23 protein-coding genes are annotated in these 22,213 nt (G+C 32.9%); 22 read left to right on the forward strand and 1 reads right to left on the reverse strand.

Annotated features, from left to right (window positions below):
• Positions 1-3 precede the first annotated feature (3 nt).
• The 15 genes from ATN92_RS05385 (at position 4) to ATN92_RS05455 (ending at position 15,016) form a co-directional block, all read left to right on the forward strand.
• The gene (locus ATN92_RS05385) at positions 4-759 is read left to right on the forward strand and encodes a CpsD/CapB family tyrosine-protein kinase (protein ID WP_056953506.1); all 756 of its coding nucleotides are present in this window, start codon (positions 4-6) and stop codon (positions 757-759) included.
• The gene (locus tag ATN92_RS05390; protein ID WP_056953507.1) at positions 756-1,541 is read left to right on the forward strand and encodes a tyrosine-protein phosphatase; all 786 of its coding nucleotides are present in this window, start codon (positions 756-758) and stop codon (positions 1,539-1,541) included. Before ATN92_RS05385 ends, ATN92_RS05390 begins: the two co-directional genes overlap by 4 nt.
• Before the next feature lie 33 nt (positions 1,542-1,574).
• The gene (locus ATN92_RS05395; protein ID WP_056953509.1) at positions 1,575-2,243 is read left to right on the forward strand and encodes a sugar transferase; all 669 of its coding nucleotides are present in this window, start codon (positions 1,575-1,577) and stop codon (positions 2,241-2,243) included.
• Positions 2,244-2,340: 97 nt separating this feature from the next.
• Positions 2,341-3,147, forward strand: a complete 807-nt coding sequence (locus tag ATN92_RS05400) for a DUF4422 domain-containing protein (protein ID WP_056953512.1) — start codon at positions 2,341-2,343, stop codon at positions 3,145-3,147.
• Positions 3,148-3,169: 22 nt separating this feature from the next.
• On the forward strand, positions 3,170-4,144 hold the full coding sequence (locus ATN92_RS05405) for a glycosyltransferase family 2 protein (RefSeq protein WP_056953514.1): 975 nt from the start codon (positions 3,170-3,172) through the stop codon (positions 4,142-4,144).
• Position 4,145: 1 nt separating this feature from the next.
• Positions 4,146-5,162, forward strand: coding sequence for a glycosyltransferase family 2 protein (locus ATN92_RS05410; RefSeq protein WP_056953516.1), 1,017 nt, complete (start codon positions 4,146-4,148; stop codon positions 5,160-5,162).
• A gap of 1 nt (position 5,163) precedes the next feature.
• On the forward strand, positions 5,164-6,462 hold the full coding sequence (locus tag ATN92_RS05415) for an O-antigen polymerase (RefSeq protein WP_056953518.1): 1,299 nt from the start codon (positions 5,164-5,166) through the stop codon (positions 6,460-6,462).
• A gap of 5 nt (positions 6,463-6,467) precedes the next feature.
• Positions 6,468-7,568, forward strand: coding sequence for a polysaccharide pyruvyl transferase family protein (locus ATN92_RS05420; RefSeq protein ID WP_056953520.1), 1,101 nt, complete (start codon positions 6,468-6,470; stop codon positions 7,566-7,568).
• 23 nt (positions 7,569-7,591) lie between these two features.
• Positions 7,592-8,989, forward strand: coding sequence for an oligosaccharide flippase family protein (locus ATN92_RS05425; protein WP_056953522.1), 1,398 nt, complete (start codon positions 7,592-7,594; stop codon positions 8,987-8,989).
• Positions 8,990-9,020: 31 nt separating this feature from the next.
• Positions 9,021-10,013 carry a nitroreductase family protein gene (locus tag ATN92_RS05430; protein WP_056953524.1) on the forward strand — a complete coding sequence of 331 codons (993 nt, stop codon included), beginning with the start codon at positions 9,021-9,023 and terminating at the stop codon, positions 10,011-10,013.
• A gap of 24 nt (positions 10,014-10,037) precedes the next feature.
• Positions 10,038-10,802 (forward strand): glycosyltransferase family 32 protein, encoded by a 765-nt coding sequence (locus ATN92_RS05435; RefSeq protein ID WP_056953527.1) that lies wholly within the window; start codon positions 10,038-10,040, stop codon positions 10,800-10,802.
• A 15-nt stretch (positions 10,803-10,817) separates the two neighbouring features.
• The gene (gene glf / locus ATN92_RS05440) at positions 10,818-11,933 is read left to right on the forward strand and encodes a UDP-galactopyranose mutase (protein ID WP_056953529.1); all 1,116 of its coding nucleotides are present in this window, start codon (positions 10,818-10,820) and stop codon (positions 11,931-11,933) included.
• 123 nt (positions 11,934-12,056) lie between these two features.
• Positions 12,057-13,166: an LCP family protein gene (locus ATN92_RS05445; protein WP_056953532.1), complete on the forward strand. Its 1,110-nt coding sequence runs from the start codon at positions 12,057-12,059 to the stop codon at positions 13,164-13,166.
• A 115-nt stretch (positions 13,167-13,281) separates the two neighbouring features.
• Positions 13,282-14,115 carry an acyltransferase family protein gene (locus ATN92_RS05450; RefSeq protein ID WP_056953534.1) on the forward strand — a complete coding sequence of 278 codons (834 nt, stop codon included), beginning with the start codon at positions 13,282-13,284 and terminating at the stop codon, positions 14,113-14,115.
• 244 nt (positions 14,116-14,359) lie between these two features.
• A complete protein-coding gene (locus tag ATN92_RS05455) occupies positions 14,360-15,016 on the forward strand; it encodes a hypothetical protein (RefSeq protein WP_056953536.1) in 657 nt (218 codons plus the stop codon).
• Here ATN92_RS05455 and ATN92_RS05460 read toward each other — a convergent pair.
• Complete coding sequence (locus tag ATN92_RS05460) at positions 14,978-15,928, reverse strand: beta-1,6-N-acetylglucosaminyltransferase (protein WP_056953538.1); 951 nt, start codon at positions 15,926-15,928, stop codon at positions 14,978-14,980. The genes ATN92_RS05455 and ATN92_RS05460 overlap by 39 nt on opposite strands.
• A 265-nt stretch (positions 15,929-16,193) precedes the next feature.
• On the opposite strand from ATN92_RS05460, the gene ATN92_RS05465 reads away from it, so the two are divergent.
• The 7 genes from ATN92_RS05465 (at position 16,194) to ATN92_RS05495 (ending at position 22,211) form a co-directional block, all read left to right on the forward strand.
• Positions 16,194-16,970, forward strand: a complete 777-nt coding sequence (locus ATN92_RS05465) for a YveK family protein (RefSeq protein WP_056953540.1) — start codon at positions 16,194-16,196, stop codon at positions 16,968-16,970.
• 5 nt (positions 16,971-16,975) lie between these two features.
• Positions 16,976-17,716 carry a CpsD/CapB family tyrosine-protein kinase gene (locus ATN92_RS05470; protein ID WP_056953542.1) on the forward strand — a complete coding sequence of 247 codons (741 nt, stop codon included), beginning with the start codon at positions 16,976-16,978 and terminating at the stop codon, positions 17,714-17,716.
• Positions 17,717-17,781: 65 nt separating this feature from the next.
• On the forward strand, positions 17,782-18,447 hold the full coding sequence (locus ATN92_RS05475) for a sugar transferase (RefSeq protein WP_056953544.1): 666 nt from the start codon (positions 17,782-17,784) through the stop codon (positions 18,445-18,447).
• A 1-nt stretch (position 18,448) separates the two neighbouring features.
• The gene (locus tag ATN92_RS05480; RefSeq protein ID WP_056953546.1) at positions 18,449-19,222 is read left to right on the forward strand and encodes a DUF4422 domain-containing protein; all 774 of its coding nucleotides are present in this window, start codon (positions 18,449-18,451) and stop codon (positions 19,220-19,222) included.
• Positions 19,222-20,271: a glycosyltransferase gene (locus tag ATN92_RS05485; protein WP_056953547.1), complete on the forward strand. Its 1,050-nt coding sequence runs from the start codon at positions 19,222-19,224 to the stop codon at positions 20,269-20,271. The genes ATN92_RS05480 and ATN92_RS05485 overlap by 1 nt, the downstream gene beginning before the upstream one ends.
• Positions 20,272-21,264, forward strand: coding sequence for a glycosyltransferase family 2 protein (locus ATN92_RS05490; protein WP_056953549.1), 993 nt, complete (start codon positions 20,272-20,274; stop codon positions 21,262-21,264).
• A 23-nt stretch (positions 21,265-21,287) separates the two neighbouring features.
• Complete coding sequence (locus ATN92_RS05495) at positions 21,288-22,211, forward strand: glycosyltransferase family 2 protein (protein WP_056953551.1); 924 nt, start codon at positions 21,288-21,290, stop codon at positions 22,209-22,211.
• Positions 22,212-22,213: the final 2 nt, after the last annotated feature.

Genomic DNA, 22,213 nt, shown 5'->3' on the forward strand with positions numbered 1-22,213 from the left:
AAAATGGCATTATTTAAAAAGAAAACTACAAAGCTAGATAATTATAGTTTGAAAAATGGTGTTGGTTTGGTTACTTATGATGACCCTACCAGTACGATTTCAGAGCAATTTAATACTATCAGAACTAATATTCAATTCTCATCTGTAGATAAAAAGTTGAATTCAATTTTATTCACTTCATCTGCTCCATCTGAAGGTAAATCTACCGTAAGTAACAATGTTGCGGTAACTTGGGCTAAACAAGGTGAGACCGTTGTTCTTGTTGATGCCGATCTTCGTCGTCCAACAATCCATAAAACCTTTAATGTAAGTAATCGTGTTGGATTGTCCAGTTACTTATTGGGAAATGCTTCATTTGAAGATGTTATTCAACCAACTATGGTTAAAAATCTATTTGTTATTACTAGTGGACCAATACCACCTAATCCGTCCGAACTTCTTGGGAGTATGAGAACTAAGGATTTAATTAATCGTCTTGAAGATAAATTTGGATTATTAATTATGGATACGCCACCAGTTAATACAGTTACTGATGCGCAAGTCTTGGCAGCACAAATTGATGGTGTAATTATGGTTGTACCTCAAGGAATTGCTGAAAAAGCTGGCGTTGCTCATGCTAAGCAATTATTAGATACGGTTCATGCTAATATTCTAGGTGTGATTATGAATCGTGTCACAAAAGAAAAGTCACAAGGCTATTATGGTGGATACTATGGTGGTTATTATGGCGGATACTATGGAGCTGAGAAAGAGAAATGAAATTAATTGATTTGCATTGCCACATATTGCCAGGCGTTGATGATGGTTCCAAAGATATGCAGATGTCATTAGATTTGGCTAAGGCAGCTGTAGATCAAGGAATTACCAATAGTCTGGTAACTCCTCACCATATGGATGGGGAATACACTAATCACAAACAAGATGTGATTAGAAAGACTAATGAATTTCAAGAAGCTTTAGATAATGCAGGCATACCGTTGAGTGTGTTTGCTAGTCAGGAAGTTCATCTAACAGGGGAACTAATGGATGCCATTGCTAAAGATGATGTTCTGTTCATGGATGAAACTAATCGTTATATATTGTTAGAGATGCCACACGATGGTATTCCTGAATATACAGCGGACATGATTTTTGATTTAACTACTCGTGGTATAACGCCAGTTATTGCCCATCCAGAGCGTAATCAAGGAATCCAAGAGGATCCTGATAAATTATATGATTTCGTTAAAATGGGATGTTTAACACAATTGACAAGTAGCAGTTATCTTGGTGTGTTTGGTAAAAGGGTTCAAACACTTACTGAAGAAATCATTAAAGCCAATTTAGGATTTGTTTTTTCATCTGATGCCCATAATTTTAAGGGGCGTAGATATTTGATGAAGGAAGCCTTTGAGAAGTTAGAAAAAGAAGAGGGACTTCGCAAGGCACAATTATTTAATCTTAATGCAAGAAATATCATCAATGGTGATGACGTTGGTGATACTGATTTTATTGAGATATCTTCATTACCTAAGAAGAAAAAGAAATTTTGGCTATTTTAGTATAAAGACAGTGTTTTTAGGGGGGATTTTAATATGGAATATTTTGATGATAAAAGTGATAAGGCAACTGTTAATCTTGAATATCAGAATAGAAGGTATATCTATCGAATGTCAAAAAGAATTTTTGACTTTGTTGCAAGCTTATTAGGATTAATAATTTTATCACCATTATTTTTGATTGTCGCAGTTATGATAAAAATTGAAGATCCAAAAGGCCCCGTTTTTTATTCACAAATACGATTAGGAAAAAATAAAAAGTCATTTAAAATGTTTAAATTCCGTTCAATGATAGTTGATGCTGATAGTCATTTAAAGGAATTATTGAAACAAAATGAAATTGAAGGTGCTATGTTTAAGATGAAAAACGACCCTAGAGTTACAAGGGTAGGACAATTTATCAGAAAATATAGTATTGATGAACTTCCACAATTAGTTAATGTATTGTTAGGCCAAATGAGTTTAGTGGGACCTCGTCCACCTTTACCAAGAGAAGTTGCTAAGTATACAGATCATGACATGCAAAGACTAACTGTGAAACCTGGTTGTACGGGCTTATGGCAAGTTAGTGGAAGAAACGATGTTGGATTTGATGAAATGGTTAGTTTGGATCTTAAATATATAAGTAAAAGAAGTATTTCTTTTGATTTGTACGTTATGATCAAGACTGTCGGTATTTTCTTTGTCCCTAATGGGGCATATTAATAAATTTATAACTATATTTTTTGTAAGGCTGAGTGTTGATTGCATAATCTCACTGGGCCTTATATTGTTAAAAGAAGTTAATTGAGGATGTTTAACTATGAAAGATTTTTTTATTGGTGTTGCCGGGCACAAGAAATATGATATGCCGAAAGATAATTCTTATGTTCCCATTCAAGTTGGTGCCTCGGGTAAAATGACAATACCAAATTTTACAAGAGATGATATAGGGGATAATATTTCTAATTTGAATTCCAACTATAGTGAATTGACAGGAATATACTATATCTGGAAAAATGTTAATTCTAGGTATAAAGGATTGGTTCATTATCGCAGATATCTTAAAAGTAAAGAAAATCATTTTACTAATGGGGAAAATAAAATTTTTGATAAGATTTTAACTACTTCAGATTTGGAATCGTTGTTTAAAAGCGCTGATGTTATTTTACCTCAAAAGAGAAAATATTATATTGAAACAAATTACTCACATTATGTTCATGCCCATCCATCTGAGGCATTGAAATGTACAAAGAATATTATTTCCGAGATGTATCCCAAATATAGAAGTTCGTATGATGAAGTAATGAATGCAAGATCTGCTCATATGTTTAATATGTTTATTATGAAATCAGAATTCTTTGATGAATATTGTGAGTGGTTATTTTCTATTCTTTTTGAATTACAAAATAGATTAGATATATCAGATTATTCAAAGCAAGAGGCTCGAGTTTTTGGCTATGTAAGTGAACTTTTATTGGATGTATGGTTAAAGAACAATAAGATTTCGTTTGTAGAAGTGCCAGTGTTGTATGTAGAGGGACAACAATTGTTTAAAAAGGGAATTGGATTTATTAAAAGAAAAGTTATTGGACATGGTGAAGCACATATTAAAAGTCATGTTGATTAGGTAATAATTGGAGAGAGATTTTATGAATACACCATTAGTTTCAGTAGTGATTCCAGTATTTAATGTTGAAGAATATCTTAAAAAATGTTTAAAAAGTGTAGAAAATCAAACTTATGAGAATATTGAAGTAGTAATGGTTAATGATGGTTCTACAGACAGTAGTAGAAGTATTTGTAAAGAATTTGTGAATGAAGATTCTAGATTTAAACTATTTGACAAGATTAATGGTGGATTGTCCGATGCAAGAAATTTTGGAGTCAGTAAATCTAGTGGTGATTTTGTTACTTTCGTTGATTCAGATGATTTTATAGATAATGATTATGTCGAGTATCTTTATGATCTTCTATCAAAAAATAATGTAAAAATGTCTATTTGCCAACACAGGACTGTTTTTACTAATGGGAAAGTAGAACATCATTTTTACCATGGAAATGAGAAACTTTCATCTGTAAAAACATTAGAACGACTTTTATATTCTGATGAAGTGGATACTTCTGCTTGGGCAAAATTATATAGCAAAGATTTATTTTGGAATATAGAATTTCCTGTCGGAAAATTATTTGAAGATATTTCAACCACTTATAAGTTTATTATGGCGTCAGAGTACGTTTCTATTGGTAGCGATGAAAAATATAATTATGTATATCGCTCTAAGTCTATTGTTAATAGAAAGTTCAGCTTGAATAAGATGGATTTGATTAGTATGACTGATCAAATGGGGAAAGACGTTAGCAAGAAATTTCCTCTGCTGGAAAGAGCTGTTTTACGTAGAAGGGTCTATGCTAAAATTAGTACACTTAACCAAATGCAAGGTGTTAAAGAACATAGGGATATAAAGAACAAACTAGTGAAACAAATTCGCTTGAATGGATTTAAAGTTCTAGGTGATTCTAAGACGCCTACAAGGGATAAAGTTGCCTTAATTTTAATATACCTTGGCTATCCCGTATACAGTTGTTTTTGGAAGTATTATCTTAAAGTAAAAAAGGGAATATAGTATGGATTCTTTAAATAAAGAGGAAAAATCAAATCCAGTAGTATCAGTAATAATACCGGTATTCAATGTAGTAAGTTATTTAGAAAAGTCTGTAAAAAGTGTTTGTACTCAAACATATGATAACTTAGAAATTTTATTAATAGATGATGGTTCAACAGACGGGTCTGATAAATTATGTGATTCTCTTGCAAATCATGATGCTCGTATTAGGGTTATTCATAAAAAAAACTCGGGAATAGCTGATACTAGAAATGTCGGATTAGAGAATGTGCATGGTGATTTTATAGTATTCATTGATTCGGATGATTGGGTGAAGTCTGAGATGATAGAACGATTGTTGAACGTCCTTTTAAATGAAAATGCTGATATTGTTGCTTGTGAAAACTACTTTGTATATGGCGATAGAATAGAAAAACCAGATACTTCTGGAAAATGTGTTCGTCAAGATAGTGATTCAAGTTTGAAGACATTACTGGATGACAGAAAGTTCAGAAGTAGAACTTGGGGGAGAATTTATAAAGCCTCTACTTGGAAAGGAATTTCATTTCCTTCGGGTACAACTTATGAGGACGTTTCTACGGTTTATAAAACGTACTTAAAAGCCAAAGTTATAGTTTTATTAGATGAACCATTGTACTTTTATAATCAACGAGATAATTCCATAGTTCATTCCGATAGTTATAAGTCCTTTTTTAATTTGTTGGATGCGAGGATTTTGAGAAAAAAGGAACTAGGTAAATTGAAACCAAAATTTTTACCTGAATTAAAAGTCTCTGTTATTGCAGCAATAATTGACATATATAGAGAGGCTGCATTGTCAAATCAGAGATTAGACTTTGGTGAGGATGAAAAACTACAATTAATTCTGTCAAAGAATTATGGGAAGTTAGAAAAAAAACTTCTCTCTCCTAGGTATAGAGCTGAATTAAATCTATTAAAGCTTTCTAAAGGGATGTTTTACTCTATGGAAAATAAGTTGAATAGTTTAGTTATTCATATTAAACGGATGGGGAAATGAGATGGGTTATTTATTAATATTTTTTATCTGCATAATTATTTTCATTGTCTTTATAAGACGTGATCTTACACACCCATTAATTTATTTTTTAATTCCATGGGTTTTGTGTCTTTTAACTTATGTGTTAGATATATATCGGATTAATGGGCAGATAAATCAGGAAGCTTTAAATTTAGTAATTATAGGTACATTAAGTTTCATTTTAGGAACTGTATTAATCCGTAAGACTTTAGTAGGGGCATTTAGAATAAATAATTCTGGAAGTGCTTTCCCAACAACTTATAGAAATTGGTTGATTAAACTAATAATTGTTTTCAGTACCGTATTCAATATTATGTTAGTTGTCATTATGATTAATTATTTAAGAAGTGGTATTAGTTATGCATATATTAGAGACTTGCTATATTCATATAATGATGATGGAACAAAGTTTTTTACTTCTAAGCTAATGTTGAATGTTTATAATATTGTCGATGTTCCAATGACGTATTGTGTTGCACCAGTAGCAGTTATTGAACTCTTTCATGGTAGGCTAAAGTTACAATATAAAGTAATGAGTTGGATAAGTATTGGTGCTTACATAATAGCAACTGGTGGACGATTAATTATTATGTTTATGCTATTCCAGTTTATTTTTGCTATGGGATACTATAGGAAAGATATTCCATGGAAAACTATTAGAAGAGTTGGAATGTTTGTCCTAGTTTTAGGAATAGTTGCTTTTGTTACCACATTGTTTAGGGTTAAGTCTCAAAGTGTCGGATCTTTAAAAATCAATTCAGTATATGCATATTTCAATGTAAACTTACCAATATTATCTCGATGGATAGGTACAGTAGATACTAGTGGCGTTAAGGGAAATGGTCTAGCATTTTTTGGTGGAATCTTTCAGCTTTTGGATGTGATCCTAAACAAATTTGGAATAAATTTACCAGTATATGAAAATGTTGCAAATTTAATTAATATACCTCAACAAAATTGGGTTCAAATATATTCAGGTAATTGGTATAACGCGTTTGATACTATGTTTTATGATTTATATATTGATTTTCGAATTTGGGGAGTCTTCATCGGTTCCCTGATTTTGGGTGGATTAAGTAAATGGATATATGTATTATCTACAGAATTTAAAAATGAGAAATATGTATTTCCAGCTATGATCCTAGTTGAAATACTAGCATCGTCCTTTTTTAGATGGCAATTTGGAACATTTACTTTTACCGGGGCGTTTTTACTATCGTTCTTTATGTTTAAGAATTTAAAAAGTAATGAAACTAATGGTTCAGAGGATTTGAGGTAAATACAATGGAAAAAGTGGGTACAGTAACATTGCATTACCCATATAATTACGGTTCTACCCTACAGGCCTTTGCTTTACAAAAAGTACTTGAGCAAATGGGGTATGAATCGGAAATAATAGATTATATATGTATGTATGATTTTGAAAATTATAAATTGTTTAGAATTCATCAGTATAAGAATAGACCTAAAACTTTTCTTTCAGATATTTTATATTTGAAAAAAAATTTAAAACGAAGACATTCATTTAGAAAATTTCATAAGAAATATCTAAAAATAACTTCAAAAAAGTATAACTCTATTGAAGAATTAAAAAGCTTAAATACTGAAATGAATGCATTTGTAGCTGGAAGCGATCAAATTTGGAACTTTGAGTGTACAGGTGGAGTAGATTCGGTTTACTTTTTGGATTTCGTTAGTTCTTCAAAGAAAAAAATTGCGTACGCACCAAGTATGGGACAAAACGGACAAAATCAAAAAGATCTTGATACCATAAAACCAATGTTAGAAAGTTTTAATTCTTTATCAATACGTGAAAAAAGTATGGAGAAAAAACTAGAAAGCTTAACAAATAGGGACTTTGAAGTTGTACTAGATCCCACTCTGCTTTTAAAAAGTGATGATTATTCCACTTTATTGAATAAAGATAATGATGGTAAGTACATATTTGTTTATCTCTTGGAGCCAAATAATGAATTGGTAGATTATGTATCTAAATTAGCCAAGGAAAAAGAACTAAAGGTATTATATATATCTAACATTACAAAAAAGAAAATTTTTGATTCAGTTAATTCTGAAAATTTATATGGTTTGGCACCAAATGAATTTCTATCTAAATTGAAGAACGCTGAATATGTAGTTACTAATTCCTTTCATGCTACTGTTTTTTCAATAATATTCGAAAAAAGATTTGCAACTTTTAAAACTAGGAAGAGTTTTCCTAGAATGTTAGATTTATTGGGTAACTTAGGATTAACTAATAGGATAATGGATTCAAATTTTAATATGGATGATCAAATTGACTTCAAAACTGTTAATAAAAAACTCGAATTACTTAAGCAGAATTCGATTAATTTTTTGAAATCAGCATTATCAAAAAATGATTAACTTTTTATCAAGAGGAGTAGGTTATGAAAGAAGAACATCGGCTTATAAAGAACACGGGATTAATTGCTTTAGGAAATTTGAGTACTAAGCTGGTTTCTTTTTTTCTATTACCATTATATACGGCGTTATTAACCACTAACCAATATGGTACTGTCGATTATATAATAAGTATTTCAACCTTTTGTGTTCCCTTTGCAACTATGCTAATGGATGAGTCTATGTTTCGTTATTTAATTGATGCAAAAAATGATAATGAAAGAAAATCGATAATTAGTGTAGCGGTAAAAATCACTGGAGTAGGAATTTTAATAGTTAGTGCTATTTGTGGAATATTATATCTATTTATCAATAAAGTGATGATATTGGTTTTCCTAATGTATATGATTTCGTCCGTTGTGGCAACTCTTTTTAGTGCTTTTTTGAGAGGTATAGGAAGAACAGATTGGTATGCCTTATATAATTGTATTACAGGAATTTTGAATGTTATTTTGAATGTAACTTTGATTGCTGTATTTAGATTTGGTGTATATGGTATGCTATTTGCTTTTATAATTGCACAAAGTTCGGTAGCCATATTTACGGCATTCAGAATACATGTTTGGCGTTTCATAGATTTCAAGGCGTCAGGGAATTACAGAGAAATGCTTAGATACTCAATACCAATGATTCCAAATAGTATTTCTTGGTCTATTATAAATTTATCGGATAGAATTGTGATAATGAATGTTTTAGGTGCCAGTGCATCAGGTTTATATGCCGTAGCTTATAAATTTCCTACATTAATGGATACAGTATATGGCTTTTTCTATCAGTCATGGAAAGAAAGTTCTGCACGTGCTCTTGCAAAAGATGATAGTGATGCATTTTTTCAAAAGATTTTTGTGTATTTGATTAATTTTTTAATTTCAGTAGTTCTTTTAATGACCGCATTTATGCCAATTATTTTTAGATTTTTTGTCAATCATCGTTATTATAGTGCAATCTATTGTGTACCAATATTACTTTTTGCAACGTTCTTTTCGAATTTGTCTGGTTTTTTTGGTGGTGTTTTCACAGCCCATAAAAATACGTGGATATTGGGTACAACCACTGTATGGTCTGCCATTATTAATCTGGTTCTTAATATTGTCCTTATTAAGACCATGGGAATATATGCTGCGGCATTTGCTACCTTGCTGTCAAGTTTTTTCATCTATTGGTATAGAAGAATGAAAGTTAAAGGCATGGTTAAATTGAGTTACTCAAAGAGAATCATTTTTATCAATATTATAGCCAGTGGTGTTGTATTGAGCTTATTCATGGTTCAGACACCTTTGGCAATAATTTCTTCCTGCATATTTGCTATGGGGTATTCCATTGTCTTAAATAAACAAATTCTTGGAATTGTTGTTTCTGGAATAAAGGCAAAATTTTTTAATTAATAATTAAATTGTATATCAAAGAGGTAACGAGATGAAAGAACTTGTAAAAAAGATTGTTCCCAACATCTGGGTAATTAAGTATAGAGAGTTTAGAGAACATGGTCGTGTAAAGAATGAATTTCGCGAAGATGCTGTTCAATATAATAATTCAACTAATTTCCATTTGGTAGGTAGTTCGGATAAGGGAGTTAAAGAATTATTGATTTTTCATACGCATGCTTTGGAGAAGGGACTTAGTCATCCGCATTTTAGACCTAATTTTGGAAAAAGAGCACTGTCTGGTTTGAAGGCAAATTTAGATGAATTTGAACGTTTGAATCTTGATAAAAATGACTTTTCTTACCAAAATGCTATTTCCGTTTTAAAATTTTACAAAAACAAGCATAAAAATGCGGGTATTGATACTCCTTTTTTTGATTCATTATTTAATCTTGATGAAATTTCATTTGGAAAGCAAATGGCTGGTGCAGAGAAACATGTTAATAAAGAAGCAAATGACATGAGCTTTGAAGAATTTGAATATTATCGAACAACGCAACGTGAATTTTCACATAAAGGCGTGGATAGTAGTGTATTTGATGAAGCAGTAAAGTTGGCTTTAAAAACACCTTCCGTCTGTAATAGGCAACCTTGGAAAGTCTACACAACAAGTAATAAAAATAAAATAGCTGAATTGTTAAGGTTGCAAAAAGGATTCAATGGTTATGAGTTACCTCCAACATTAAGTTTAGTTACTGTCGATAGAAGATCCTTTATAGGGAGTTATGAAAGAAATGAAGCATATATAGATGGTGGACTCTTTTTAATGAATTTTGATTTTTCTTTAACATACTTTGACTTGGCATCATGCATTCTTAACTCGATGTTACCTAACGAAGAACAAAGGAAGGTAAAAAAAATATTAGGAATTTCACCTTCAGAGGTTTTAATAGCATTTGTTGCGGCAGGGTATCCTAAGGATGAAGTACTAGCAGCAAAATCAGCAAGAAAACCTACAAATGAAGTACTAAAATTTGTTGATTAGTTTTATAGAAGGGGAAATGAATATATGATTCCGAAAGTTATTAATTACTGCTGGTTTGGACATGGAACAAAGCCAGATAATTTTGAATCTATAATTTCATCTTGGAAAAAATATTGTCCAGATTACAAAATTGTAGAATGGAATGAGAAAAATTACGATATAAATTCCAATGAGTTTGTTCGATGTGCCTATTCGATGAACAAATTTGCCTTTGTATCGGATTATGCACGGTTAGATATTATTCATCAGAATGGTGGTATTTATGTTGATGTTGATGTTGAGTTCCTAAGGAATATAGATGAAATTGTCAATAATGGCTCCTTTTTTGCTACTGAGGAAATTGATCGGATTAATACAGGTTTAATTTTTGCTGCTGAAAAAGGGGATACTATTTTAGGTGAAATTTTGAATATATATTCTTCAATGGATAAGGATGCGGCTATAAATGCAATAAATTATAGTAGTACTGTTGAGATAGTGACATCTTTCTTCAAAGATAGAGGATTTAAATTTAATGGGAAACGTCAGAATATTGATAATCATATAATTTATGAAACTTCTGTTTTTTGTCCTCAGCAGTATGGAGAAATTAAGAATTCTAAAGATTTTGGTAATGCTTATACGACACATCATTTTAATAGTAGCTGGGTTTCAGAGAATAAATTCTCATTAGAGAAACAATATAGGCATGCAAGGGTTTCTAGAAGAATAAAAAAATATTTAGGCGTTCATGTATATAATTTAATATTTAAGGTGTATTCACCACTATTTGGACGAGGAAAACAATAAATTAGGAGGATTTATATGAACTACTTAGTGGTTGGCTCAGGTTTATTTGGCTCGGTATTTGCCAACGAAGCGGCAAAAAGAGGAAATAATGTGACTGTTATTGAAAAGCGAGATCATGTTGGAGGTAATATCTATACTAAAGAAGTAGAGGGAATTCAAGTACATAAGTATGGTGCTCATATTTTTCATACTAAAATGAAGGATATATGGGATTATGTTAATCAATTTGCAGACTTTAATAATTATATAAATAGTCCAATTGCAAACTATAAAGGTGAGATTTATAACCTTCCATTTAATATGAATACATTCAACAAGCTATGGGGAGTAATAACACCTACTGAAGCCAAAAGAAAAATTGAAAGTCAAAAAGAAGCGCTTCATATTGAAGGAAATCCCAAAAATCTTGAGGAACAGGCACTATCTTTAATAGGGCCAGATGTGTATGAAAAACTGGTTAAAGGATATACAGAGAAACAGTGGGGGCAATCCGCAAAGGATTTACCAGCTTTTATTATCCGTAGATTACCTGTAAGATTTACATACGATAATAATTACTTCAATGATCCATATCAAGGAATTCCAATTGGCGGCTATACTCAAATTATTAATAAGCTACTAAGTAATGAGTTAATAGACGTTAAAATTAATACAGATTTTTTTGAAAATAAGAACAAATATTTGAAATCTGATAATAAAATTATTTTTACCGGTATGATTGATCAATTCTTTGATTACAGATTAGGTGAATTAGAATATCGTAGTTTACGCTTTGATACAAAGGTTTTGAATGAAGATAATTATCAAGGAAATGCAGTTGTAAATTATACTGATTCAGATACACCATTTACTAGAATCATCGAACATAAGCATTTTGAATTTGGTCAAGGGAATAATGGAAAAACAGTTATTACCCATGAGTATCCTCAAGAATGGCATCGTGGGGATGATCCTTACTATCCAATCAATAATAAAAGAAATAAAGATTTATATTCAAATTATGTTAAATTAGCAAGAAATGAATTTCCAAATGTTATATTTGGTGGTAGATTAGGACAGTACCGTTATTATAATATGGATCAAACTATTATGTCAGCAATGCAAATAGTAAAAAGAGAATTTGAAAATTAGATTACCATGTGAATATCTAGAAATTTTAATGAATCATTAGATAGTCTATCTGTAATAGCTCGGGTATTTATTGTATTAGTTTAATTAATTAGAACATGGATGATTTGGTTTTAGGGGGATAAGATGCATAATAATAGAAAAAAGAAAAAACATACATTAAGAAATGTATTTTTATCATTCGTATTGTTACTTGTTTTGGGTGGAGCAGCATATGGAATGACGCGCTATCGAAGCGTAAAGAATTCAGTAAATAGTTCATTTAAACCATCAGGTGTGACTAAAGAACGTGATGTAAGTAATGCCTTAAAGAATAAGAAGCCAGTGTCTATTCTTTTAATGGGAACAGATACCGGTGCATTAGGTCGAGATTATAAGGGACGTACTGATAGTATGATGGTAATTACTTTAAATCCGAATAATAAGAAGACTACTGTAACAAGTATTCCTCGTGATACGGCTGTTAATATTCCAGGATATAAGTCAGTTTCTCCTGCTAAAATCAATGCTGCATATTCATACGGCCAAACTAAGACAGCTATTAAAACTGTTCAAAAACTTTTGAACATTCCGATTGATTTCTATGCACTTATCAATATGGGTGGTATGGAAAAAGTTATTGACCAGGCTGGCGGAGTTGATGTAACACCGTCCTTGAGTTTTAAATATGAAGGATCTTCATTTACAAAGAATGAAAAAACTCATATGAACGGGAAAAAGGCCTTGGCATACTCGCGTATGAGATATGACGATCCAAAAGGCGACTACGGTCGTCAGACTCGTCAAAGGGAAGTTCTTACTGCCTTAGTACATAAGAGTAGTTCAGTATCTACGTTATTAAATCAAAGCTTTATTAACTCATTGTCTGATCAAACGCAAACTGATTTAACGTTCGATGAATTAACTACAATTGCTAAGGATTATAATTCGGTTAGAAAACATACCTCAGAAACACATTTGCAGGGTAGTAGCGATGAAGTTGCTAAACAAAGTATGGAAGTTATGAAAAAATCTGAATTACAACGCGTAACAAACTTTATTCGTGAGAATTTGGATTTGCCTCACGCTAAGACTGGTAATATTGAGTTTAAACCGTCAACACAGAGTACTAATACCAATAAATCAGTTCAAGATATTAATAATATTGGTTCACAGCGTTCAAATACTACAAATGATTCTACTGCAAAAAGTAAGGGAACTACTAGCAACTCAGGGTATTCAAATACAGGGTATTAGAATTTTTGAAAACTATATATTTACATATGGGAAATCATGATTCTTAAGAATAGTGATTTCTCATTTTTTTGTCAAAAAAGAAGTTTTAAAATGACTTTTGAGGGGCGATAATTTAATGAAAAGAATTAGATGGATTGATTTTGGTAAAGGATTTACCATATTCTTTGTATTGACTGCACATTGTATAGATGAACTTTATGGAACAAATATTTTTCCAAAATATGATGTGTTTTCTAAATTGATGTTGGCAATAATATATACATTTATAATGCCATGCTTTTTTGCACTGTCAGGTTTTTTATATAAGTCACCTAAATCGAATAAAGGATATCTGTATTCAATTAGAAAAAAATTTGTAAATTTTTCGATACCGTATATCGTATTTTCAATTTTATATGTATCTTTACAGCATTTGACGAAAGTTAATAGATTGAATCCATGGGGAAGTCTGATATTTATATATAAACAGCCAATAAGTTACCTTTGGTTTTTATATGTATTATTTTTAATATTTGTTTTTATAGGTTTGATGGATATAATAAAGGTTCCTTTTAACATTCAGTTAGTTTTAAGCATAATTTTGTTTATTGTAGTACAACTGATAAATCCAGTTTACTTTATATATGCGACATTTTCATGGTTACCATGTTTTTATATGGGAATTCTAATTAAGAGGAATATGAATATTCTGAATAATTATATGGTATTTGTAATTTCTTTAATAATTACGATTTTTGGTTTAGCAATAAGAATATATTTAGGCGGTTCATGGTTTAGAAACAATGATATGCTAATGAATACTGCAATTTTCAAAGTTGGAAGTATATTCCTGATGTTCTTTTTCTTCTACCATGTTCAAAATAATAAGTTTTTTGAATATTTTGAGAAGTATGGAAATTATTCAATAGTTATTTATCTGGTACATTTACCTTTGACGTCCTTTTTTTAAATTTTATTGATTAAAATTGGAATTCCAAATTATTTTATCTTTTTGATTTTATCAATAATTTTATCATGGTTCGCTTCATTATTTATTTGTTATCTTTCAAGGAAGGTAAACATAATAAATTTCTTTTTCCATCCTAATAAATATTTAAAAATAAAATAATTACCAACTAATGTACCTTAATGGGTATGAAGCTTTTTTAAATCACCTGTCAATCTTCTAAAGAATATGATTATAAAAGAATCTTATGAAAAAACATCTCATAGCATTAATTTATATTGGAATTGTAATAATAATGATTATTACAATTTGGATTTTATCGAAAAAAGAAAAGAAGGTATCAAAAACTATTACAACAATGATTTTAGCCACTGTACCAATGTTACTTAATATAGTGACAGAGTGGAAAGTTGAAAATGATAAGGTACATACTGAAAAGTTAGAGAACAATATAACGCGTCAATCAATTGAAATAACTACAAATAATAGTATAAATACGACTGACGAATTGAGACGTGATTTTGGTCCTTTTGCAGCGGGGAATAGTTCAGATATTGATTCTTTAAGAGAAAGAGTAAAAGTTAGTATCGAAAATATAGAATTTGATTTACATTCTCTAGAGGGATATAGAAAAAATAGTAGAATTGCGGCTGAACTTTATGGGAGTCTTTCTACTATACGTGAGTCATTGAAAGAGGATACTGTTAAAATTGATAGTAAAAATTATGCTGATTCCTCATACTATAAGAACATTTTTGCAAAATATAATTATTGGTATACAATGTTTCAGGATTTCAAAAATAATAATTATAAAAAAGTTAAAATAGAATCAGATGTGCTGTATGGTGAGTACAATAGGTATAAATTACATGGAACTAGTATAAATATGTATGTTGAAAAATGAGGTTTTAGTTTGCAATATCGTTTCCAAATTAAATTTCCGAGAAAACAAATGTCCCAAATCCCGACCATATTCCACCTTATCCCAATCATCACTAGACCAAGTATAGGGAGAGCCATCCCACCAATTGATATACCGCAGATTACCCTGCAACTCATCAGGTCGATCATGCACAGGCTGAGGGTGGTAAACAGTATCCTTAAATTTCTCATTGTTCAACAAAACAGTAGGAACAAACAATTCATCACAAAGAAAAGCATGTCGGAAAGTCCAATAAATAAAGTCCTTCCGGCTGACTAAATATCTAACAGCCGCATCATTTAAACTAACCCAATTAGAGGCATATTTAATAGGTGGCAAACTAGCTTTTCTACGTTTGGTAACGCCAGTAATCTTTTGAATTTCAAAGTTGATTCTTTCCAAGATACGAAAGAACTTCTTAGCATACTTATTCAAACTAGATCTACCATAAAATCGAATAAAATAGTGTTCATACAAAACCCGTTCAGGTATCTTAACTTTTTGATAGATCTCCTGACAGGGAATGGTCAGAAAAATCATATCGGAATGTTGGTCAAAGAGGTTATGAATATAATTCTGATTGCGTAGCGGCAAATCTTGGCCGGAGATTAGATGGTAATAACCATACTTATCATGTTCACTGGCGATTTCAAACAATTCCATTTCGGCTGCAATTTGGGAGTAAGTACCCCAAGTGATTTTTATATCATGCAATATTAATAACGTCGTTTTCTCAACACAAGTGTGTAACTTCTGCTTGTCTTGTTGAGTTAGCGACGTTTTTTTGTCGATTAAAAGATAAATATCATTTCTTGAGTCATCCAATAGCGTTAATAGGAATCCTAGTTGTTCAAATTTATTATCCGCAATAATCAAATATGCATGTTTAGTCATGATTGGCATCTCCAAGGCATAACTTTTTGATAGATATTAGCACATTAATTTTTAGAATTAAAAAATAATCATATAAAAGTAGGTGTTTCATACATTAAGTCTAATCGAGGGCTTAATGATGAATGTTTATGGAAAATGATAGTACTATGACAATCAGAAACCTTATGAGGGACTGGTTTCATGAAAGCTATGAGTGGCTTTTGTGCAATTAGTGTTTCGTGAGGTTTTTTGCATACCCTAAATTCTATTCATTAGGAGGAGCAAATTGGAAAATCAACAAAAAATCAGTGTGTTGCGGATTTGGGAGATAATTCGAAAACACATTCGTATGATTATCGGTACCGCATTCTTTGTAATCATTATCTCCATTTTTGTAACTTTCTTCGTTATGACGCCTAAGTACAGTGCCACAACTGAGATTTTGGTCAACCGTAAAGCTTCTTCTGATGCGGAAGCTAGTCAGTTTCAACAAGCTCAAGCTGATGTGCAATTGATCAGTACTTATAAAGATATCATTACCAGTCCCACAGTTTTAAACGAGGTTAATCAACGAGTTCATGATTATCCCGGTTATCAAGGTGCCGGTAATTTATCCAAATCTTTATCGATTAGTAATGCACAGAACTCGCAGGTGTTCTCTTTAACAGCTAAATCGACGGATGCGGGAACTGCGGCCGCTATTGCTAATGAGACCGCCAGTGTCTTTAAGAAACGTGTTGGTAAGTTGATGAGTGTCGACAATGTTTCGGTTGTTTCTAAAGCTACAGTTGATCCGACACCAACAAGTCCTAAGAAAATTTTAAACGTCTTGATTGGAATTGTTTTAGGTATCATCTTCGGTATCGCGTTTGCCTGTTTGAAAGAGTTAAGCAATAGTGCTGTCACTACTGAAACTGAGTTAAGTGATGAATTAGGTTTGACCAGCTTGGGAATTGTCGATGAGATTGACCAAAAAGTAATTGAACAGACAGATACTAAGAAGTCAGTTGTAGACGAACCAACTTTAAATACTGTCGATGAAAGAAATTACAGGAGGGTTTAAACCAAATGTTAAATTTCAAAAATAAGCATAAAAAATTAGATAATTACAGTTTGCATCATGGTGTTGGTCTGGTTGCTTCGGATGATCCTAACGGTATCATTTCGGAACAATTTAAAACGATTCGGACTAACATTCAGTTTTCATCGGTTGATAAGCCCTTGAAATCAATTCTATTTACTTCGTCAGAACCTTCTGAAGGTAAGTCTACTGTCAGCAGCAACATTGCCGTGACTTGGGCGCAACAGAATGAAAAAGTTCTATTGATTGATGCCGATCTACGTCGACCTACGGTTCATCAAACCTTTAATGTTGATAACAAAAAAGGTTTATCCAATTATCTATTGGGCAACGCAACTTTTGAAGAGATTATACAACCAACTGATTTTCACAACTTGTACGTCATTACGAGTGGTCCAATTCCACCTAATCCTTCAGAGTTGCTTGGTAGTAATAAAATTAAACAATTATTTACCAGACTATCAGAAAGTTTTGGACTATTAATTTTAGATGCACCGCCAATCAATACAGTAACGGATGCTCAGGTTCTGGCCAATTTAGTTGATGGTGTGATTTTAGTTGTTCCACAAGGAATTGCTAATAAGGCTGCTGTTGCTCATGCTAAACAAGCTTTGTTGATGGTTCACGCACACATCTTAGGGGCAGTAATGAATCGAGTCATTCGTGACCAACATTATGGTTATTACGGGAGTTATTACGGTTTAGAGAAATATCAGAGAAAGAGTTAATGAAGTATATCCGAGGAGAGAATTTAAATTGACTGGAAAGCCTAATGGCTTTTGGGGCAGGATAAATGATCGAATCGAAACATGAGAAGTATAAGAAGTTACATTTTGACATTGAAACAGCTTGGTATCTGTTTATCAAGCGACTATTCGACATTCTTGTTTCAGCGTTGGCATTAATCTGTTTGTGTCCAATATATCTGGTCATTGCCTTAGTAGATCACTTGAGTAAGTTTAATCGCGGACCAGTGTTATACGGGCAAGTACGAATGGGGCTCCATGGACAAAAATTTAAAATGTATAAGTTTCGTTCTATGGTCGTTAACGCAGACGAAGAACTGCACGCTGATAAGAAACTGTACGCAGAATACGTTAAAAATAATTTTAAACTGCCACCAGATGAAGATCCACGTATTACCAAGCTAGGGAGATTCTTGAGAAGATCTTCAATTGATGAGATACCGCAGTTTATCAATATTTTTAAGGGTGATATGAGCTTGGTAGGGCCAAGACCAGTAGTCGAGGATGAACTGAAGGAATATGACCGTAAGAAATTATTATCAGTTAAACCTGGCGCCATGGGGCTTTGGCAAGCGTCAGGTCGCAGTAAAGTTGGCTATCCCAGACGAGCTGAAATTGAGATGCATTACATTGATGAAGCTTGTTTAACAGTCGATTTGAAAATTATCTTAGCTAACTTTGTCGATATTTTTAAGGAAAACGGGGCTTATTGATATGGATGCAAAAGTACTCGTAGCGGCACATAAAGTTTTTCCAATGCCAGTTGATAAAAAGACATATCTACCAGTTTTGGTAGGAGCTGTTAAAAATTTTAAACAAGGTATTAAGTTTCAACGTGATGATACTGGCAAGAACATTTCTGAAAAGAACCCTCATTATAACGAGTTGACCGCAATGTATTGGGCCTGGAAGAATTTTGATACGTCAGACGCAATTGGACTCGTACAGTACCGCCGCTTTTTCAAATCATATGAAGATAAAAATGGTCCACTGACTGATGAAGAGATTGCCGATATTTTGAAGACAACTGACGTTATTTTGCCAACTAAGCGGCACTACTATATTGAGACGAATTATTCGCATTACGTTCACGCCCACAAGAGTGACCCCTTAGATAAATTACGTTACGTGATTGCGACTTACTATCCTGATTACTTAGATTCCTTTGATAAAGTGATGCATCGTCGCAGTGCACACATGTTCAACATGTTTATCATGAAGAAACAATTTTTTGATCAATATTCTCAATTTCTGTTTAACGTCTTAGACATTTTGGAACAACAACTGGATATCTCGAACTATTCGCAACAGGATTCACGCGTTTATGGTTATCTGGGCGAATTGTTAATGGATGTCTGGGTCGAGAAGAATCGGGTTCGTTATACCGAAGTTCGTTGGTATGAAGTGGGTCCCAAGCATCTGATGAAAAAATACTTCTATTTCTTCTGCCGGAGGTTTGGCTTAGAAGTAGGAAAGACGCACTTCTAATGAAAAGAAAAGTTGCTATCATCACACCTAAGTTATCGGGTAATGGTGGTACGGAAACGGTTCTGAAGACAGTTTTACAGGAAAATGAGTATTTTGAAAATTTAAATCGGATCGACTTAGTTATTTTGGGTGGTCACAAAAATAATCAATGGATCACTGAATTACCGACCAAAGTGAAAGTTCATTTTGCGACAGATAATCAAATTTTACGAATGTTGGTTTTGAGTTACTGGTTGTTGTTTGGTGGTTTTGAGCAGGTGATTTGTTTGAGTACAACTATCATTCATTGGTCAGCTTTAATCAGGAAAGTTTTCCGTAAACATTATTTGATAGTCTCTTGGATTCACTTCTCAATTTTTAATGAAAAGACAGTTGATCCTGACAAGTTGCATTATGCCGACTATCACTTAGCTATCAGTTCTGGTATCGTCAAGCAATTGGAATCATTGGGTATCAAAGCCGAACGAATTCGTTTGATTTTTAATCCAGTCGACAAAAAGAAACGAGTAATCATGCCAGCTGATGATGGTGTGATTCATTTAGCTTATGTCGGACGAGTGATGTTGAAGGGGCAAAAGGATTTGCAAGAATTGTTTGATGCGCTAACTCTTTTACCACCACAGGCAGTTGTTTTACATATTTATGGCACTGGACAGATAGCTGAATGTAAGGCTTATCTGGCTAAACATCATGTAAAACAGACAGTTATCTGGCATGGTTGGGTGAAAGATCCATGGCAAGAGATTCGGACATTAGATGCGACGGTTTTGACTTCACAGTATGAAGGCTTTCCGATGGCTCTAGCGGAGTCAATCAGTTATGGCGTTCCCGGAATTGCTTCAGATTGTCCGACTGGACCGGCAGATATTATCGATTCAGAGAATGGGTTTCTCTATCGAGTCGGTGACGTCAAAGGTTTAGTAACTGACATTTTGAAGTTGATCAAGCAAGTACATTTCAATCACGTCACGGTGCAACAGACGTTAGGAAAATATGCGACTGATAAATTTTGCCAACGTTTTTGGGCTAGTTTGGCGGAAATGAAGTAGATGATAAAAATGAAAATAACTTTGAGTATTATCATTCCGATGTATAACGCCGAGCAAACGATTGGTCGTTGTCTTGATTCAATTGAGCGACAACAAGTTGATTTTCCATTTGAAATTATCGTAGTTGACGATGGTTCAACTGATGACTCGATTGGTTGTATTGAAGCGTATCAGAAGAAATTTGCCAATATTGAATTATTCAGACAACAGAATTTGAAACAGTCCGCAGCTCGTAATAATGGCCTAGATCATGCCAAAGGTGATTATGTCATGTTCTTTGACAGTGATGACATTGTTGAAAAAAATATGTTGCAGATCATGGTTCATAAAATTGAAGCTGACAATGATTTGGTTATGTGTGGAATCAAAAAAATCTATCCGGATAAGACAGTTGTGGAAGATCAAACCGACCTAACTGGTGCTAAGAATGAAAAAGATTTGATCACCAATTATTTGGATAAAAATAAGGAATTCGACACTGGCTTGTGGAACAAAATTTTTCGCAGGAGTCTGATTCAAGGGCACCAACTCCGTTTTAATAATGGCAATTTCTTCGAGGATTCACTGTTCAATCTGCGGTACTTGTTGAATTGCCGACCGGGAAAAGTTGTCTTCATCAATCAGATACTGTACGACCTCTACAAGACTTTGGGAACAACAACAACTTCGTTCAATCCCAAGATCAGCTATTGGGCTAGTAAGTATGAAAATAAGGTACAAGCAATTTTGAATAGTCGCGGACTACATGTCAAAACAGCGATTATCAATGCTTTTAAGATCAGAACGACGTTATATATCATTCATCATCACATCAAATATGACACGAGTTGGAATAAGACAAAGCAAAGAAGATACTGGTCACTTTATTCAATTCCAGCGATTCTCAAGGCCTTGCAATATTTGCCAAAAAGATACGCAGCTGCGGTTATCTTAGCTAGATTTTCACCACAAACTTATATCCGTTTGTACCAAAAGAAGAATCCAGTTACGTAATTTTAGTTAGTCTGGTGAGCAAAATGAAACAAGTTACAGCATTAGTAGTTACTTATAATCGTTTGAAACTTTTAAAAGAGAATATTGCCGCCATCACTGCACAAACTTATCCAGTGAAACATATTTTGGTGATCGACAATAACAGTCAAGATGGTACCAAAGAATATCTTGACTCGCTTCAAATCGACGGTTTGATCGTCAAACATTTAGCCAAGAATCTGGGCGGCTCAGGTGGTTTCTACGAAGGCATCAAAATCTTTGAAGAGCAATTGACTGATGATTTTGTTTGGATCATGGATGATGATACGATTCCGACTTCGACAGCTTTAAAAGAATTGAGTCAGTGTTGGTCAACGATTGGTCAATTTGGATTTTTAGCTAGCAATGTTCGCTGGATTGACGGTAAACCAGCTGTGATGAATGTACCAGCTATAGACCAGGCCCATTGGAGTAGCGACGACTTGGAAATCAGCGACAATATCTTTTATCCACGAGTCAGTTCAGCTAGTTTTGTTTCCTTACTAGTGCCTCGAGAAGTGATTTCCGTCAAGGGTCTACCTTACAAGGAATTCTTCATTTGGGAAGATGATGCCGAATATACCTCTCGAATCAGTCGGGAATACAGCTGTTATTTTGTTCCAGAAAGTATTGTCCATCATAAGACCAAATCTAATGACGGAATTGACATCATAGATGAAAGTGGCAGTCGTTTAAGCAGATACTTTTATCTTTTCCGGAATAAAACTTTTCGTGCTCGTAAGGCCAAAGGTGCGGAGAAAATTAAATCTTTAGGTCGAATCGGAATTGAATATGGTCAAGTTTTGTTTAGCCACAAGGTACATCAACGGTTTAAGAAATTGGGCATCATGTCCAAAGGTATTATCGAGGGCATGTACTTCAATCCAAAAATTCATTACGTATTGAACGCCAAAACTAAGGGTGACTAATC

The sequence above is a fragment of the Companilactobacillus bobalius genome (assembly GCF_009764355.1).

What these genes read in the sequence shown, in the direction of transcription:
- ATN92_RS05430 (WP_056953524.1), top strand. Translation starts at nt 9,021, where the DNA reads ATGAAAGAACTTGTAAAAAAGATTGTTCCCAACATCTGGGTAATTAAG.
- ATN92_RS05400 (WP_056953512.1), top strand. Translation starts at nt 2,341, where the DNA reads ATGAAAGATTTTTTTATTGGTGTTGCCGGGCACAAGAAATATGATATG.
- ATN92_RS05490 (WP_056953549.1), top strand. Translation starts at nt 20,272, where the DNA reads ATGATAAAAATGAAAATAACTTTGAGTATTATCATTCCGATGTATAAC.
- ATN92_RS05385 (WP_056953506.1), top strand. Translation starts at nt 4, where the DNA reads ATGGCATTATTTAAAAAGAAAACTACAAAGCTAGATAATTATAGTTTG.
- ATN92_RS05495 (WP_056953551.1), top strand. Translation starts at nt 21,288, where the DNA reads ATGAAACAAGTTACAGCATTAGTAGTTACTTATAATCGTTTGAAACTT.
- ATN92_RS05420 (WP_056953520.1), top strand. Translation starts at nt 6,468, where the DNA reads ATGGAAAAAGTGGGTACAGTAACATTGCATTACCCATATAATTACGGT.
- ATN92_RS05390 (WP_056953507.1), top strand. Translation starts at nt 756, where the DNA reads ATGAAATTAATTGATTTGCATTGCCACATATTGCCAGGCGTTGATGAT.
- ATN92_RS05460 (WP_056953538.1), bottom strand. Translation starts at nt 15,928, where the DNA reads ATGACTAAACATGCATATTTGATTATTGCGGATAATAAATTTGAACAA.
- ATN92_RS05435 (WP_056953527.1), top strand. Translation starts at nt 10,038, where the DNA reads ATGATTCCGAAAGTTATTAATTACTGCTGGTTTGGACATGGAACAAAG.
- ATN92_RS05415 (WP_056953518.1), top strand. Translation starts at nt 5,164, where the DNA reads ATGGGTTATTTATTAATATTTTTTATCTGCATAATTATTTTCATTGTC.
- ATN92_RS05410 (WP_056953516.1), top strand. Translation starts at nt 4,146, where the DNA reads ATGGATTCTTTAAATAAAGAGGAAAAATCAAATCCAGTAGTATCAGTA.
- ATN92_RS05455 (WP_056953536.1), top strand. Translation starts at nt 14,360, where the DNA reads ATGAAAAAACATCTCATAGCATTAATTTATATTGGAATTGTAATAATA.
- ATN92_RS05395 (WP_056953509.1), top strand. Translation starts at nt 1,575, where the DNA reads ATGGAATATTTTGATGATAAAAGTGATAAGGCAACTGTTAATCTTGAA.
- ATN92_RS05480 (WP_056953546.1), top strand. Translation starts at nt 18,449, where the DNA reads ATGGATGCAAAAGTACTCGTAGCGGCACATAAAGTTTTTCCAATGCCA.
- ATN92_RS05405 (WP_056953514.1), top strand. Translation starts at nt 3,170, where the DNA reads ATGAATACACCATTAGTTTCAGTAGTGATTCCAGTATTTAATGTTGAA.
- ATN92_RS05445 (WP_056953532.1), top strand. Translation starts at nt 12,057, where the DNA reads ATGCATAATAATAGAAAAAAGAAAAAACATACATTAAGAAATGTATTT.
- ATN92_RS05470 (WP_056953542.1), top strand. Translation starts at nt 16,976, where the DNA reads ATGTTAAATTTCAAAAATAAGCATAAAAAATTAGATAATTACAGTTTG.
- glf (WP_056953529.1), top strand. Translation starts at nt 10,818, where the DNA reads ATGAACTACTTAGTGGTTGGCTCAGGTTTATTTGGCTCGGTATTTGCC.
- ATN92_RS05450 (WP_056953534.1), top strand. Translation starts at nt 13,282, where the DNA reads ATGAAAAGAATTAGATGGATTGATTTTGGTAAAGGATTTACCATATTC.
- ATN92_RS05475 (WP_056953544.1), top strand. Translation starts at nt 17,782, where the DNA reads ATGATCGAATCGAAACATGAGAAGTATAAGAAGTTACATTTTGACATT.
- ATN92_RS05485 (WP_056953547.1), top strand. Translation starts at nt 19,222, where the DNA reads ATGAAAAGAAAAGTTGCTATCATCACACCTAAGTTATCGGGTAATGGT.
- ATN92_RS05425 (WP_056953522.1), top strand. Translation starts at nt 7,592, where the DNA reads ATGAAAGAAGAACATCGGCTTATAAAGAACACGGGATTAATTGCTTTA.